Below are 14,959 nucleotides of genomic sequence, written 5' to 3' on the forward strand. Positions count from 1 at the left end.
CGTTGCAGGCCGCACAGGACACCGACCTCGGCCGCTTCGCGGACTGGCCCGACGCCGAGCGCATCGTCGGCAACCTCCACCGCGCGTACGCCGAGCTGGCCGGGGCCGAGCGGGACGCGCCGATCGACGTGATCGGGGCGCTGGGCCACATGGTCACCTACAACGGCGGACGCCCGCTCACCTGCTTGGCCTGAGCAGGACCGCCGCCGCGCTCGGAGCGACCACGCACGCTCGAGCAGCAGAAAGCCGCCTGCTCCTGCAAACCTGCGCGTCGTAGGAGCGCGAGGCGGTGCAGCCATGTCGACGGAGTCGCCCGGGTCCGACACCGACGCCCGGTCCCCGCGCCGGCGGCCGGACCTGCGCGGCCGCAGAAGGTGCCGCTGATGATCGCGCAGCGGATCGTCGACGGCATCACGGGCGACGCGCTCGAACCCCGGACCCGGCTCGCCGGCGAGCGGGACATGATGGCCCGCTTCTCCGCCGGTCGCGGCACCCTCCGGGAGGCCCTGCGGTTCCTGGAGCTCACCGGGGCGATCACGGTCACGGCCGGGCCGCGCGGCGGTCCCGTCGTGATGCGGCCCGACGGGACCGACCTGGCCGGTGTACTGGGTCTGTTCCCGCAGCTGCGAACCGTGTCCTTCCGGTCGGTGATCCAGGTTCGGGAGCTCCTGGAACCGGAGCTGGCGGTGCGCTGGCGCGACATCGCGCCCTGGTGTCCTGCGCCAGGAGTCCGGTCAGAGGTGCGGCGAGTCGTTCCAGGATCTCGTCGGCGGTCTTGGCCCAGACGAACGGGCGCGGGTCGTCGCTCCAGGTTGAGATCCAACTCGGATGTCGCGTTCGTGGGCGTGCAGGTATGTGGTGCACTCCGCGCGGAGCTGCTCGTCGGAGAGCGGCGCGAACCGGCGTTCGACCTGGTGAGCCAAGACGAGTATGTCGGGGTGCAGTGCCTGTGGAGCCGCGGGTGAGCCCCGAGCCAGCGCTGGATCGTCGGGGCCTTGTGGGGGCTGTCGTGGTCGCAGATCACGTGCACGTCCAGCCCGACCGGGACCTGTTCGTCCGGGCCCGGCAACGCCCTGCTCCAGTTCACGACCTGCGGAGTCCTCGGCGACAACCGCACAGTCCGGATCTCCCCACCTGGTCGTCGATCCCGCACGCGATCACCGAACGAGCATGGACACCCAGGCCAACAGAGGCACGCTGCGGCAGCACCGGCCCCCCGTGAATGCGGCACCCTCACCCGACCGGGCCTGTAGGCGGGCGGCATGTGCTCTCCGGCCTGGACGGGAGTGCGTGGTCGACAGAGACCCTGTGGGGCCGCGGCGTTGTTCGACGTAGCCGGCCGGCAGACCGGCCAACCGCTCCGTAGCACCGGGGAACGCTGGTGATACGGGGAGCGCCCCACTAAAGTGGTTCTCGGGTTCGACCAGCAGCCCGCCCCTTGCCAGGAGACAAGAGACCGTGGGCGTCGCTGCACCGGAAATCCATCGGCCCGATCTTCCTACCACGTCCGGACCGCCGTCCGGGCTCGACGGTGTCGTCCTCGGCCCGGGCGACCACATCTGCTGCTTCGACACCGGATCCGAGCAGCGCGACCGGATCGTGCCCGCCTTCCGGGGGGCCGGCATGCAGCACGGGGACGAGTGTTCGTACCTCGTTGATCCCACCGATCCCGACCTCGTACGCCGCCGCGTCGAGGTCCCTTCTCGGCCGGCCCCCGACCAGCTGGGGCGCCGAGCTCGCGACAGAGACCTACCTGTGGTGAGGCCGGTGGTCCGCCGTCCGGATGATCAGGGTCTCCGACGAGCGGAGAGGGACGTCGTCGGCACCGCCTGCTTCCCGTTCGTCAGGGCCGAAGGCGAGACGTCCTGGGTGCTGTGCGATCCTCCCGGCGCCGACGAGCTGGTCGGCGACGAGGCGGCGATCAACGACCTCGCGCCGCGGTACCTGCAGGCGCTCCTGTGGCTGTACGACGTGCGGCGGTTCGACGCGGCCATGCTCGTCGACGCGGTCAGGGCACACCCGAAGATGCCCATCGGCAACCTCCTCGCGGAGAACCCGTGGTGCATGTCCGCGCTCGAGCGGTGGGTCTCCGGTGCCGACTCGTTCGGGCTCTGCGAGCACCGCGGGCAGGGAGGTGCGGAATGACCTGCTCCACGGAGCACGATGTCCTGGTGCGGACTCGGATGTCCCAGATGAGCTCGCTGTTCGTGATGTCGATGCTCATGTTCGACCGGCTCGACGTCCGAGAGATCCTTGATCTGGCCGTCGGCGCGATCCCCTCACTCACTCCGTGTCGCGTCGTGGCCAGCTGGCTGACCGGCGACGGGAGCATGCTCCGCGGGCCCAACGGCCGTCAGATCACCAGCGACGAGGTCGCGCAGCAGCTCGTCTCGCTCGACGGCGCCGACGGGCCGGTCACCAGCAGTGCGGCCTGGGTACGGGCGTTCGCGATGCGAGCGGTGAGCGGGCATTGCGGCTATATCATCGTCGGCGCCGACGAGGAGCCTTCCGAGCACGAGCAGTCCTTGCTCCGGATGCTCGCGCATCAGGCCGGCGATGCGGTCAGCAGCGCCGCGCTGCACTGCAAGGAGCAGGAAGGAGCGGCCGAGCTGCGTCGCCTCACCGTCGAGCTCGCCGCCGTCAACGAGCAGCTCAGAGCGAACGTCGTCGACCTCGAGCGGCGGCGGCGTATCCACGAAGTCCTCATGGCCGTCGCCGTGTCCGGTGCGGGCGTGCGCGGGATTGCAGGCGCGGTGCACGAGCTGACCGACCTGGCGGTCGCGGTGGAGGACCGCTTCGGCAACATCCGCGTCTGGGCCGGGCCGGGCAGCCCGCCCCACTCCGGCCGTTCGACGTCCCGCCGGGAGGAGGTGCTCGCGAGGGTGCGTGAGGCGCGTCGACCGGTGCGTGACCGCGACCGCGTCGTCGCCCTCGCGCAGTCGCGAGATGAGGTGCTGGGGGCGCTCGCGCTGTTCGATCCGGGCCACTGCGTCGGCGAGCACGAGTTGGTGGCCCTCGAGGAGGGCGCCGTCGTGCTGGCGGTGGAGCTCACCCACCTCCGGGCCTTGGCCGAGACCGAGCTGCGGTTGCGTCGGGACCTCGTCGACGACCTCCTGTCCGGAACGGACGACGAGAGCGCACTCTCCCGTTCGGCCGCTCTCGGCCACGACCTGACCGTCCCGCTCACTGTGCTGGTCGTCAGCTCGGCCTGCGGGCTGCGCGACGAGACGGTGGAACAGGCCGTCGACCGCGCGGTCGCGACGACCCTGCACGAGCGTGCGTTGCTCGCGCGGAGGCCCGGTGGGATCGTGGCGATCGTGCCCCGCCCGGCGCAATGGTGCGACGGCGACCCGTGGCGCGGGTTGCAAGCCGCCCTGGCCCGGCGCCTCGACTCGGCCGAACTCTCGATCGGGGTCGGCGGGCTCGTCACCGCCCCGTCGCAGGTTCCCCGTTCCTACGACCAGGCGCTCCGGGCGTTGCGGATCCGGCAGGCGGCCGTGGTCGCGACGGGTGTCACTGCCTACGACGAGCTCGGCATCTACCGGCTCCTGGCCGATGGCGACACCGTCGAGACCGAGCGCTTCGTCCGGGAGTGGCTCGGCGGCCTCATCGACTACGACAAGGCGAACCGCACCCAACTGGTCGAGACCCTGTGGCAGTACTACGAGTGCGGCGGCAACTACGACTGCACCGCGCGTGTACTTCTCATCCACCGCAGTACGTTGCGCTACCGGCTCCGCCGGATCCGCCAGCTCACCGGCCTCGATCTCAACGCCGTCGAAAGCAGACTCAACATGCACGTCGCGGTACGAGCCTGGCGCGTCCTGCAGGGCTTCACGTGAGTCGGTCCGCCGGACCGGGCCGCCGCCGGCGTCCCGGCTCCCGAGGTCGAACCCTGGTCGGCGCCTCGTCCCGACGGACCGACGACCTCACCCACCGTCGGGAGCACCATCGCGGCATGTCTGTGGGACAGCCCCGAGGTGACCTGCACGGTGAACGGACGAGACGCGTCCACACGGCCGCTGTCGGACGTCCCCTGCTGCCACGTGCTGCTCTCGCGCTCCTGCTGGTGGCCGCTGCGCTGGCGGGGTGCTCGACCAGCGCGGACGAGCCGGCGCCCCCGGTGTCGGGGACGGCCGAGTCACTGGAAGCGGAGTTCACGTCCGTGGTGCACGACGTGCTCCCCTCGGTCGTCGAGATCACGCGCGACGGGGCGGTCGGTTCGGGCGTCGTGTTCGACAACCACGGCCACATCGTGACGAACGCCCACGTCGTGGGGACGGCGTCGGCGTTCGAGGTCAGGCTGGCCAACAGCAGCGCCGTCCGCCCCGCGAAGCTGGTGTACTCCCACGCGCCCGAGGATCTCGCGGTGATCCGGGTGGAGGACCCTGTGGGGCTCGTGCCGGCCCGTTTCGGTTCCAGCCGTGATGTGCAGGTCGGCAACATCGTCCTGGCAATGGGCAGCCCGTTGGGCCTGGAGAGCAGTGTGACCCAGGGGATCGTGTCGGCGTTGGGGCGGGCGGTGCCTGAGCCGCCGGATCCGGCGAACGGAGTACCGGGAACCGTGCTGCGGCAGACGATCCAGACGAGTGCTCCGATCAATCCGGGCAACTCCGGCGGAGCGCTGGTCAACCTGCATCGCGAGGTCGTCGGCGTGCCGACGCTGGCTGCGGTGAACCCGGGTACGGGCGGTGCCGCAGCAGGGATCGGTTTCGCGATCCCGGGCGACATCGCCCGCGACATCGCCCAGCAGATCGTCGAGAACGGGCGGGTGGTCCACTCCGGGCGGGCGGCGCTCGGGATCAGCGCCGTCACCGTCACGAACGACCGCGGGGAGCCGGTCGGTGCCGCGGTCGCCGCGGTCGACCCAGCCGGCCCGGCCCTCGGGGCCGGGGTACAGGTCGGGGATCTGATCACGCGGATCGACGACCAGGAGATCCGCACGGCTCAGGACGTGCAGGCCGAGATCGCCGCGCAGCGGCCCGGCGATGTCGTCCGTCTCACGATCACGCGTCCGCCGACCGCGGAGCCACGCACGATGACGGTCACCCTCGGCGAGCTGCCGGTCCCTGGCGGAGGCGCGTGATGCTCACGGCCGAGAGAGACGGTCGACCCGCCGCGGTGAGCCGGCTGCTCCTCCAGGGCGGGTCGCTGATCTCGCGCATCGCGCCGGAGACCGCGATAGGACCGCAACCGTCCGTCCAGAACTCGACCTTCCAGAGGATCGAGCGGGCCGGCAGGCCCGTGGCATCGGAGTCGACCCGGGAGGGCGACGGCCCTCCCCGAGGTTGACCCCGCGGGACCCGTTCGACGTCCCGACCGGGCTGAGACAGTGAAGCGAGCCGTCCACCTCGGGAGTCTGGTCATGGCCGATGACGCGAGCACCGTCACGTAGGCGCGTTCGACGGTGGTGCAGTGTCCGCACTGCGAGAAGCGCGATCGCGTTCACGGATGTGCCTCACGGGCGGTCACGTCGGGTGCTGCGACTCCTCGCCGATGCGACACGCCCGGGCGCATGCCGGCGTTCTCGGCCACCCGATCGTCGATCGACGGAACCCGGGGAGAGGTGGCGGTGGTGCGATGTCCATGAGGCCTTCGTGACGACACACCAACATCGGGAGGCGGCGTGCGACCCCAGGACATGATGACCTTCGAGGAAGCCCGCAACCGGGCGTACGAGGCGCTCGGTGACGTCCGCGACCTCCTCACCGGCGAGTTCGAGCCGCAGAGCGTCCCGTCCGGGATCGCCGCCGCAGCCTTCGCGGAAGCGCTGGGGCACATCAGCGCCGCCGAGGACGCGCTGGACCGGGCGGGACTCGGATGAGGATGCACGCGGAATCCGCTGCTCGAGGCCGGCCTCCGACCGAGGCGGCCGACGAGACGCCGCTCGCCCCGCATGTCCTCGTCGTCATGGGCGCCACGGGCGACCTCGCCCAGCGCAAGCTGTTCCCTGCGGTGTTCCACCTCTGGCAACTCCGCCTGCTGCCCGAGCGTTTCCGCGTCGTCTGCTCCAGCCGCACCGGGCCGGAGATCGAGGACACCTTCCTTCCGATGGTGCACGCGGCCGTGGACGTCTACCGGGGGACGGTCGACGACGCCGCGTGGCAGGAGTTCTCCCGGCGGATCAGCTTCGTACCCACGTCCGCGGACGACGGCGCCGCCTTGGAGAGGGCGGTGGCAGAGGCGGCCAAGGAGGTGGGCAGCGACTGCGAGATCCTCTACTACCTCGCGGTTCCACCGTCGGCGACGGAGAGCGTCGTCCGTATGCTCGCCACGTTCGACGTCCCCGGTGCGGCGAAGATCGTCCTCGAGAAGCCGTTCGGCAAAGACCTCGAATCGGCCCGCAGTCTCAACGAGGCCCTGCACGAGTTCTTCGAGGAGCGCCAGATCTACCGGATCGATCACTTCCTCGGCAAGGAAGCCGTGCAGAACATCCTCGCGCTGCGCTTCGCCAACGGGATCTTCCAGCCGGTGTGGAACCATCAGCACATCTGCTACGTGCAGATCGACGTGCCGGAACAGATCGACGTCCAGGGCCGGGTGGAGTTCATGGAATCGACGGGCACGTTCCGGGACATGATCTCCACCCACCTGTTCCAGTTGCTCGGCTTCGTGGCGCTGGCCCCACCGGCACGCATGGACGCGGACTCGTTGCATCACGAGACGATCAAAGTCTTCCGAGCGATCCGCCCGATGGATCCGGAACGCGTCGTGTTCGGCCAGTACGAGGGATATCGCGACGAAGCCGGCGTCGACGAGGCCTCGAGCGTGGAGACGTTCGTCGCCATGGAGGTCTACGTCGACGACTGGTACTGGATCGGCGTCCCCTTCTACCTGCGCACGGGGAAGGCGCTCGCCGAGAGCCGGCGCACGATCACGATCGGTTTCCGGGAGCCGCCACTGAAGATCTTTCCCGGGGACGTCGACGAGACCTGCAACGAACTGGTCCTCGAGCTCACCGACAACCCGACGATCTTCGCCGACGTCCGGGCCAAGGTGCCGGGCCCCGCGTTCGGGCTCGGTCGGGGCAGGATGCGGCTGGCCCTCGTCGAAGCGTTCCCGGAGGCCGAGCCGCTCGAGGCCTACGAGCGCCTGCTCCTCGATGTCATGCGCGGTGACTCGACGTTGTTCATCAGTACAGAACAGGTCGAGTTGCTCTGGCGCCTGTGCGACCCGTTGCTGCGGAATCCACCGCGGCCGGTACGCTACCCACGCGGTTCGTGGGGGCCGAGCGAGGCCTTACGACTTCCCTCCGGGCGTGGGTGGCGGCTGCCCGACTCATAGCCGGGCGCGTTCGGCCGAGCGATCGCCGTCGCCCAGTCGCAGCAGGCCCGTTTCCTGCTCGCCGTCGACCTGAGGGACGCCCCGTGCTGCACACGTCGCGGGTCTCCATCAGGTCCCGCTGCGCGCCGGGGTGCGGGCGTTCTCGGCGGATCACCTGGTCCCGGGCGGGCAGCCCTCCAGCGAGGCGGCGGGCAGCAGCCCGGTGAGCTCGACCAGCGCGGCCCCGTCGCGGTGGCTGCCGTCGGCTTCCACGGCATCGGCCACGCCTACTTCGGACCCTCGCGATGGCGGCGCGTTTCGCCGCCGGTGATCGCCCACCCTCGACGGAGAACTCCGCTGCCACCGACCTACTCTGCGCCACGGACAGCAGCGAGGAAGGCCTTCGTGCAGCCGGCGGTGTCGGCGCCGTCCGGTGACACGACCGTGGCCGCTGCGCCCGACCGTTCCGGACGGGTTCGGTCTCGACGAGCTCACCGTTGCCCCGCCGGTTCAGGAGTAGGGGCCGTGGCGGCTCCAGCCTTCCCGCCGGGTCCAGAGGTAGACGCTGTGCCCGATCAGCGGCGCCAGCCACAGGTGGGACACGCCGAGGCCGGCCGGCGGCGCAGCGGTGGGTACACCGTCGGCGCGAGCGAGCGCATCAAGCGCCCGACTGACCGGGGCGCCGCATCCGATGGTGAGGTACAGGTGCCGCTCGTCGGCGCGTCTCGATCCGAGGCGGCGGAGCGCGCGGACCGATGCGTCACGGCCGAGCCACACGGGTAGTGCCGGCGCGACCGCTGCCATGCCCAGCGCTGGCTCCCGGCCCGGGGCCACGACCACCGTCGCTGGACGGTCCAGCTCGAACGGGTGCCCGCGGAGCAGGGCCGGCCGGACGTGGAGGAGCCAGTGCAGGTCGGGAACTGCCCAGGTCAGTGGTACCGGGAGATCGGCCGGGCTGCGGACTCCGACCGCTTCGCAGGTCCGTGCCGCCATCGGGAAGAGTTCTCGCACGCGCGGCAACACGGAGACGTCGTGGACGGTGACGTGCCACCACCACCTGGCCGGCGCCGGCCACTGCATGGCGCACCGGTGGCGGAGGTGCTCCGGCCGGAGGTCCTCGTCCGTTCCGAGCGTGGCCTCCTCGAGGACGGCGCGGCGCCCGTCCAGGTAGGAGAGGGTGATGCCCCCGGACCGGGAGCCGGACGGCCTGGCGCCCAGGACGTGCCCGGCGATCTCGCCGGCGACCTCCTCCTGAGCGGAACGGGTGAGGGTCGACGATGCTGCCGATGTAGCCACGACGGGAACCTGGGCCACGGCGCCAGGGTGTGGCGCCGTGCCGGCGGCGAACTGGCGTGCAACTGCTGCAGAGACGGTCTTCGTAGTCACGGCCGAAGGGTGCCGGTCGGCGTCGCCCCTGGCATCCACCTGCAGCCGCGAAGACGTCCCATCGGCTCTGACCCGGTAGGACGGTCGCGTCCACTCCGCCGAGCCGGGTGGGCCCGAGCCGTCGTGGTCCTCCGGGTCGGGCTGGCCGGGTGAGCACGGCGGTGCGCGGCTTCCGCCGTCGCGCGCTCCGGCCGGCGCGAGGCCTGGACCGTCGAGACGGTCGTACCTGGTCCACGGTGGCAGGTCACGCCTGCTCGTCCGGGGGTTCGCGATCCCCGGACACCACGAGATGCCCGGCTGCCGCAAGCATCGGAAGCGCCAGGGCGAGCAGCCGTAGGTACCTGCCCGGTCGCCACGACGGCGAACCCAGCGTGGTCCGCCGCCACGACGGTCGCTTCGGCCGCTCAGGGTGAATCGCTGGCGCCTTCTCCGCACGAGGTGTCAGTGCTCGCTCGGTGGTGCTCGCTCGGTGGTGCTCGCTCGGTGGGCGACCCGAGCCGTGTCCGGGCGAGGAGCCGTCCTCGCGGGTCGAGGTCGGAGCCCGATGTTGCGTCTGCCGAACCGGTTCGTCCCGGCGCCATCCGGTGTCACGGTGTGCCGTGCACGAAACCCGGCCGGCGCCGGGTCGACCCTGGCCCCTACCACGACCCGTTCTCGGAGGAAGCCGTGGCTCTGATGCGTTTCGACCCGTTCCGTGAGCTCGACCGGCTGGCCGAGCAGGCCATGCCCCGTGGCGCTGCCCGCGGCCTGCCGATGGAGGCCTTGCGCCGCGGGGACGAGTTCGACGTCTTCCTCGACATCCCGGGCGTCAAGGACGACGACGTCGACGTCATGGTCGAGAACAACGTGGTGAGCATCCGGGCGCGGCGCATGCCGCAGCGCCGCGAAGGCGACGAGGTCATCGTCGACGAGCGGGTTTACGGAGAGTTCACCAGACAGCTGTTCCTGGGGGAGAACCTGGACCCGGGCGGGCTCGCGGCCGACGTCGCCGACGGCGTGCTGACCCTGCGGATCCCGGTCCGGGAGGCGAGCAAGCCACGCCGGATCCAGCTGGGTAGCGGTGCGGCTTCCGAGTCCGGCGGCACCGAGACCGCGTCCGCGTCCGCGTCTGGACAGCCCGACGCCGCACCGATCGCCTGACCAGGGGCACCCACCGGACGAGATGAAGGGGACCGACCATGGCCAGAGCAGCAGGCATCGATCTGCGGTGGACGAGGGCGCCCTGGCGATTCGCCTGGTGCACGAGCATCGTGCGCGTCCGCTGAGCGCGCCCGCTACGGGAAGGTGACGATCATGCCTGGTCCGTCCGGCACGGTGGTGTTCGGCCGGTTCTTCCGTTCGGTGGCTGCCCTGCGAATGGACCGCAACGACGTCAAGCGTTTCCAGGAGTTCGTCGATGAGATGATCGACGACATTGCCATCACCGGGCGGAACGTCGCCAGGTGGAACGGCCGCGACGTGATCGCCCCACAGGATCTGCCGCTCACCCGGGGCGTACAAGAACGGATCCGCGAGTTCGACAAGCACGCGGATGCCCCCGACATTCGCAGGTTGCTGGCACAGGTGATGCGCCGGCCGCCCGCCGACGTGACCTTCTCCGACGAGACCGAGGACCTGCTGCCGGAACTGTTCGGAGGGCTGAGCATCGCGCTCGCTCGCACCTTCCGGATCGTGGACCCGAGTGTCGTCAATCCGGGCGAGGACCACTGGGAGCGGGTCACGGACGCGTTCCGCCAGATATTGTGATCCGGCGCCGCGAGCGATCCTCCGCAGCGTGCCGATCCTGCCGTGTCCCGTCGGCCCGCAGCTCGTCCCCCCGCGGCAGGGGGCGCCACCCCAGCCCCGGCTCCGCGATGTCCAAGCGCGCCCGGTGCTCATGATCGGCTCGGTGCTGGTCGTCCTCGGGCCCGCCGGCACGGCCGCGAGGGTGATCGGGGCGCTGGTGCTGACGTCGGGCGACCTCAACTGGCCGGGCTACTACCTGATGGCGGCCGGCGTGGTCGGGGCGATCGCAGTGTGGCTGCTGGCCGAGAGCGCCCGCAGGCCGCTCGCCGGATCCGGCCCGGCGGTGTCGAGCGAGGCCGAGGCCCGCGCGCTGATCGCCGAGCGTCAGGTCTCCTAGGCGACGGCGCGGCGGGCGAGCCGGACCCGCAGGGTGTGGTCCGGTTCGGGGGCCGTGATCGCGCCCGGCACGCCGCCGAGGCACTCCAGCTCGCCGCGGTCGACGAGGTAGCGCACGTGCGAGGCGGTCTCGGCGAGCGCGCCGATCCGCATCGGGCCGACCTCCTCCCAGGGCCGCGACCAGGTCAGTCGGGCCGCCAGCTCCCACATCGTCGGCTCGCCGGCCTCGCGGACGACGGCCAGCAGCTCGTGGCACCGCTCGGCGTGGTGCGCCTGCAGCGCGCGGGACCGCGCGGCCAGCCCGCGGAACCGGTACTCGTGCGCGGGCAGCGCCGTCAGCCCGCCGTGCTCCTCGTCGGTGACGGCTACGCGCTCGAGCGAGTCGAGGAAGGTGGCCAGGGCCGCGGCGTCGGAGCTGGGCGTGAGGCCGATGTTCGGGGTGATCCGCGGCAGGACGTGGTCGCCGGTCAGCAGCACGCCGGCGTCGGCCTCGAGCAGGCAGATGTGCCCGGGGGTGTGCCCGGGTGTCCACAGCGTGCGGAGCGTGCGGCCCGCCAGCGGGAGCGCGTCGCCGTCGTCGAGCAGGACGTCCGGCTCGGCCATCACCCCGTCCGGCCCGCCGGACCGCGGGCCGGTGAGCTCGCCGACCTCGTCCTCGGAGGCGCCGCAGCCGCAGAGCCAGCCGGCCATGACCCGCCGGTGGTCCTCGGCGCTGCCGGAGCTCCAGCGCTGGGGGAGCGTGGCGGCCTCGGCCGTGTGCATCGCGATCCACGCGCCGCTGCGCTCGGCGAGCCGGCCGGAGAGGCCGTGGTGGTCGGGGTGCACATGCGTCGCGACGATCCCGACGATGTCGTCGAACCCCGCGCCGGCGGCCGTCAGCCCTGCGACCAGGGCGGACCACGTCTCCTCCGTGTCCCACCCGGGATCGACGACGACCACGCCGTCGTCGCCCGGGACGAGGTAGCAGAGCGTGTACCGCAAGGGGTTGTGCGGGATCGGCACCGGCACCGACCACAGGCCGGCCTCGAGCCGCTCGACGGGCGGGAGCACCTTCGCCGCCCACGCCTCGCGCTGCGCGGTCCCGACGACCTCCACGCCCGCGGGGACGCCGCCCGCAGGGACCCTCTGCACCACCCGGCCACCCACTTCCTGGACGCCGAACGTCCGAAAACCTGCTCGGACCGTAACCCGGCCCGGGCGGCTCACTCAACCGAGCGCAGCAGGAACGTGACGAGACGCTCCGCGTAGTCCTCGACGTCGATGTTCGGGCGCAGGCGCTCCGGGGTGGACGAGACGTGCAGGGCGACGCCGCCGCACAGCGTGTCGAGCAGCAGGGTGACCGGGGTGTCTGCGGCGATCTCGCCGCGGTCGATACCGCGCCGGATCATGGCCCGGGCCGCGCGTACCTGGGCCTCGCGGTGGCGTTCCCAGCGTTCGGCCACCCCCGGCAGCTGCGGCGCGTCGAGCCCCATCCGCTCGAACGCGCGCCCGGACGGGCCCAGGTGCATGTCGAGGAGCTGCCGCGCCAACCGGACGAGGTCGCCGCGGAGTGTGCCGGTGTCGACGTCCGCGACCACCGGCACGCGCTCGGCGAGCGCACCGACCAGCAGGGCCTCCTTGGTCGGCCAGCGCAGGTAGATCGACGCCTTGCCGACGCCGGCGCGGCGGGCCACCGCCTCGACGCTGAACCCCGCCCAGCCCTGCGAGCCGAAGAGCTCGACGGCGGCGCGGGCGACCCGCCGGTCGACGTCCGGATTGCGCGGGCGGCCCGCGGCGGGGGAGGCGCTCATCTCGCGGCCAGGTTAGCCCCGCGGAACCCGCAGGCGTTCCGAGCGGGACGGACCGGCCGATCGGGACGACCTCGACCGGCGGACCCGATGGGGCGAACGTGACGAAGCTGAAGTTGCATGGCGCAAGCAACGGCGTATGCTTGCGTGTAGCAACCAAAGGGAGAGGTCCGTGATCAGCACGTCGACGGCGTCCGACCTCGTGGAGGCCATCCGCGAGTTCGTCGGCCTCGGCCGTCTCGCGCGCCAGCTGGCCGACGCGGAGCCGCCCGCCGAGGGCGCCTGCGTCCTGCACCCGTCGCAGGCCGGCCTGCTCGGCCTGCTCGTGGCGGAGGGGGAGCAGCGCCTCGGGGTGCTGGCCGCCGCGCTCGACGTCGACGCGTCCGTGATCAGCCGGCGGGTCGCCGCGCTGGAGGAGGCCGGCCTCGTCGCCCGCCGGCCGGACCCGCAGGACCGCCGCGCCCACCTGGTCGGCGTGACCGATCGAGGGAGCGCCGCGCTCGCCGCGTCCCGTGAGCACCGCGCCGAGCAGGTCGCCGCCGCCCTCGCCCACCGCACGGACGAGGAGGTCGGCCGGATCGCCGGCGAGCTCCGCGGTCTGGTCGCCGACCTGCACCGGATCCCGCCCGCCCCGCGGCGGCGGTCCGACCCGGCGCCCGCGCGGTAGCCGCCCTCCGGGTAACGCCCGGACCCGAGATCCCGCACGCCCCGAGAGACCCGAGAGATCCGAGAGACCCGAGAGACCCGAGAGACGAGGAAGCACGCGTGTCCACCACCCGCGCCGAGACACCGGTCGCGCCGAGCGCGCCGGCAGCGCCCCCGACGAGCGGCGAGGCCGGCGGCATGACGCACCGCCAGGTCCTGCAGGCGCTCTCCGGCATGTTGCTGGCGATGTTCACCGCGTTCCTGTCGGCGACGATCGTCTCGAACGCGCTGCCGACGATCATCACGGACCTGCACGGCTCGCAGAGCCAGTACACCTGGGTCGTCACCGCGACCCTGCTGTCGTCCACGGCGAGCACCCCGATCTGGGGCAAGCTCTCGGACCTCTTCTCCAAGAAGCTGCTGGTCCAGCTCGGCATCGTCTTCTACATCGGCGGGTCGATCTTCGCCGGCTTCTCGCACTCGGTCGACATCCTGATCGTCTGGCGGGCCGTCCAGGGCCTGGGCCTCGGCGCGCTGCAGTCGCTGATCATGATCGTGATCGCGGCGATGATCAGCCCGCGCGAGCGCGGCCGCTACACCGGTCCGATCGCCGCGGTGATGTCGCTGGCGACGGTCGCCGGGCCGCTGATCGGCGGCGTGATCGTGGACAGCTCGCTGGGGTGGCGCTGGTGCTTCTGGGTCGGCGCGCCGTTCGCGGTGGTCGCGCTGGTCGTCGTGCAGCGCACGCTGAACCTGCCCGTGGTCAAGCGCCGGGTGAAGGTGGACTACCTGGGCGCCGCCCTGATCGCGGCCGGTGTCTGCGACCTGCTGATCTGGGTCACCCTGGCGGGCAACGAGTTCGCGTGGGGCTCGGGCACGTCGTGGCTGCTCCTCGCGATCGGCGTCGTCCTGCTGGGGCTCGCCGTGTTCGTCGAGTCGCGGGCGGCGGAGCCGATCGTCCCGCTGTACCTCTTCAAGGAACGCACCACCACGCTCGCGGTGATCGCCAGCATCGCCGTCGGCGTCGCCATGTTCGGCGGTGCGGTCTTCCTCGGCCAGTACTTCCAGATCGCGCGGGGCTACTCGCCGACCGCGTCCGGGCTGCTCACCCTACCGATGATCATCGGGTCGACCCTCTCGGCGACCGTCTCCGGCATGCTGATCACCAAGCTCGGGAAGTGGAAGGTCTTCCTGGTCGTCGGCGCGATCCTGATGGTCGTCGGCTTCGGCCTGCTGTCCACGATCGACCACGCCACGAACATCTGGCTGATGGGCGTCTACCTGGCCGTGCTGGGCCTCGGCATGGGCATGACCATGCAGAACCTGGTGCTGGCGGTGCAGAACACGGTCAAGGTCACCGACCTGGGCGCGGCGTCGTCGACCGTCACCTTCTTCCGGTCGCTGGGCGGCACCATCGGCGTCTCGGTGCTGGGCGCGATCCTGGCGACCCGGGTCGCGGACCTCACCACGCAGGGCCTGTCCGACGCCGGCGTCCCCGTGAGCGGGGCCGCCTCCGGGGAGGTCGGGATCGGCTCGCTCAACGAGCTGCCGGCCTTCGTCGCCGACATCGTCCGCGGTGCCTACGGCGACGCGACCGCTCGGATCTTCCTGGTCGCGGGCGCGCTGGCGATCGTCTCGGTGCTCGCGATCGTGTTCATCAAGGAGGTCCCGCTGCGCACGCTCAGCGGGATCCAGCAGCAGGCCGCGGCAGACGGTGTGCCGGCGGCCGCCCCTGCCGGCGCCGGCGCCGCGGCCGC

14 protein-coding genes and 2 pseudogenes are annotated in these 14,959 nt (G+C 71.7%); 13 read left to right on the forward strand and 3 right to left on the reverse strand.

The features are described 5' to 3' along the window. From AB0B41_RS39640 to zwf, 8 genes and pseudogenes are all read left to right on the forward strand, one after another. Window positions 1-194: pseudogene (locus tag AB0B41_RS39640) on the forward strand (MBL fold metallo-hydrolase); the annotation flags it as partial. A 189-nt stretch (window positions 195-383) separates the two neighbouring features. After that, a complete protein-coding gene (locus AB0B41_RS39645; RefSeq protein ID WP_358212180.1) occupies window positions 384-965 on the forward strand; it encodes a GntR family transcriptional regulator in 582 nt (193 codons plus the stop codon). A gap of 493 nt (window positions 966-1,458) precedes the next feature. Further along, the gene (locus tag AB0B41_RS39650) at window positions 1,459-2,145 is read left to right on the forward strand and encodes an MEDS domain-containing protein (protein ID WP_358212181.1); all 687 of its coding nucleotides are present in this window, start codon (window positions 1,459-1,461) and stop codon (window positions 2,143-2,145) included. Between the two features lie 26 nt (window positions 2,146-2,171). Further along, the gene (locus AB0B41_RS39655; RefSeq protein ID WP_358212182.1) at window positions 2,172-3,842 is read left to right on the forward strand and encodes a helix-turn-helix domain-containing protein; all 1,671 of its coding nucleotides are present in this window, start codon (window positions 2,172-2,174) and stop codon (window positions 3,840-3,842) included. Window positions 3,843-4,069: 227 nt separating this feature from the next. After that, window positions 4,070-5,086, forward strand: coding sequence for a trypsin-like peptidase domain-containing protein (locus AB0B41_RS39660; RefSeq protein WP_358212183.1), 1,017 nt, complete (start codon window positions 4,070-4,072; stop codon window positions 5,084-5,086). A gap of 362 nt (window positions 5,087-5,448) precedes the next feature. Continuing rightward, a pseudogene (locus tag AB0B41_RS39665) lies at window positions 5,449-5,645 on the forward strand (UBP-type zinc finger domain-containing protein); the annotation flags it as partial. Next, window positions 5,627-5,824: a hypothetical protein gene (locus AB0B41_RS39670; protein ID WP_358212184.1), complete on the forward strand. Its 198-nt coding sequence runs from the start codon at window positions 5,627-5,629 to the stop codon at window positions 5,822-5,824. The pseudogene AB0B41_RS39665 and the gene AB0B41_RS39670, both read left to right, overlap by 19 nt. Window positions 5,825-5,826: 2 nt before the next feature. Further along, window positions 5,827-7,284, forward strand: a complete 1,458-nt coding sequence (gene zwf / locus AB0B41_RS39675; RefSeq protein WP_358212193.1) for a glucose-6-phosphate dehydrogenase — start codon at window positions 5,827-5,829, stop codon at window positions 7,282-7,284. A gap of 489 nt (window positions 7,285-7,773) precedes the next feature. On the opposite strand, the gene AB0B41_RS39680 is transcribed toward zwf, so the two are convergent. After that, window positions 7,774-8,577, reverse strand: coding sequence for a hypothetical protein (locus AB0B41_RS39680; RefSeq protein ID WP_358212185.1), 804 nt, complete (start codon window positions 8,575-8,577; stop codon window positions 7,774-7,776). Between the two features lie 738 nt (window positions 8,578-9,315). Here AB0B41_RS39680 and AB0B41_RS39685 point away from each other — a divergent pair. The 3 genes from AB0B41_RS39685 (at window position 9,316) to AB0B41_RS39695 (ending at window position 10,771) form a co-directional block, all read left to right on the forward strand. Continuing rightward, the gene (locus AB0B41_RS39685) at window positions 9,316-9,789 is read left to right on the forward strand and encodes an Hsp20 family protein (protein ID WP_358212186.1); all 474 of its coding nucleotides are present in this window, start codon (window positions 9,316-9,318) and stop codon (window positions 9,787-9,789) included. Window positions 9,790-9,942: 153 nt separating this feature from the next. Further along, the gene (locus tag AB0B41_RS39690; RefSeq protein WP_358212187.1) at window positions 9,943-10,395 is read left to right on the forward strand and encodes a DUF1931 family protein; all 453 of its coding nucleotides are present in this window, start codon (window positions 9,943-9,945) and stop codon (window positions 10,393-10,395) included. 28 nt (window positions 10,396-10,423) lie between these two features. Continuing rightward, on the forward strand, window positions 10,424-10,771 hold the full coding sequence (locus AB0B41_RS39695; RefSeq protein ID WP_358212188.1) for a hypothetical protein: 348 nt from the start codon (window positions 10,424-10,426) through the stop codon (window positions 10,769-10,771). Here the strand turns inward: AB0B41_RS39695 and AB0B41_RS39700 are convergent. Both AB0B41_RS39700 and AB0B41_RS39705 read right to left on the reverse strand, forming a co-directional pair. Continuing rightward, window positions 10,768-11,904: an MBL fold metallo-hydrolase gene (locus tag AB0B41_RS39700; protein ID WP_358212189.1), complete on the reverse strand. Its 1,137-nt coding sequence runs from the start codon at window positions 11,902-11,904 to the stop codon at window positions 10,768-10,770. The genes AB0B41_RS39695 and AB0B41_RS39700 overlap by 4 nt on opposite strands. A 68-nt stretch (window positions 11,905-11,972) precedes the next feature. After that, on the reverse strand, window positions 11,973-12,560 hold the full coding sequence (locus AB0B41_RS39705) for a TetR/AcrR family transcriptional regulator (RefSeq protein WP_358212190.1): 588 nt from the start codon (window positions 12,558-12,560) through the stop codon (window positions 11,973-11,975). A gap of 169 nt (window positions 12,561-12,729) precedes the next feature. On the opposite strand from AB0B41_RS39705, the gene AB0B41_RS39710 reads away from it, so the two are divergent. Next, on the forward strand, window positions 12,730-13,224 hold the full coding sequence (locus tag AB0B41_RS39710; protein WP_358212191.1) for a MarR family transcriptional regulator: 495 nt from the start codon (window positions 12,730-12,732) through the stop codon (window positions 13,222-13,224). 98 nt (window positions 13,225-13,322) lie between these two features. Continuing rightward, window positions 13,323-14,959 (forward strand): MDR family MFS transporter (locus AB0B41_RS39715; RefSeq protein ID WP_358212192.1); only part of this gene is annotated, 1,637 nt, incomplete at its 3' end.

The sequence above is a fragment of the Pseudonocardia sp. NPDC049154 genome (genome assembly GCF_040648315.1).
GTDB lineage: Bacteria > Actinomycetota > Actinomycetes > Mycobacteriales > Pseudonocardiaceae > Pseudonocardia.

Coding starts and splice junctions, on each gene's coding strand:
- zwf (WP_358212193.1), top strand. CDS start 5,827: ATGCACGCGGAATCCGCTGCTCGAGGCCGGCCTCCGACCGAGGCGGCC.
- AB0B41_RS39705 (WP_358212190.1), bottom strand. CDS start 12,560: ATGAGCGCCTCCCCCGCCGCGGGCCGCCCGCGCAATCCGGACGTCGAC.
- AB0B41_RS39645 (WP_358212180.1), top strand. CDS start 384: ATGATCGCGCAGCGGATCGTCGACGGCATCACGGGCGACGCGCTCGAA.
- AB0B41_RS39690 (WP_358212187.1), top strand. CDS start 9,943: ATGCCTGGTCCGTCCGGCACGGTGGTGTTCGGCCGGTTCTTCCGTTCG.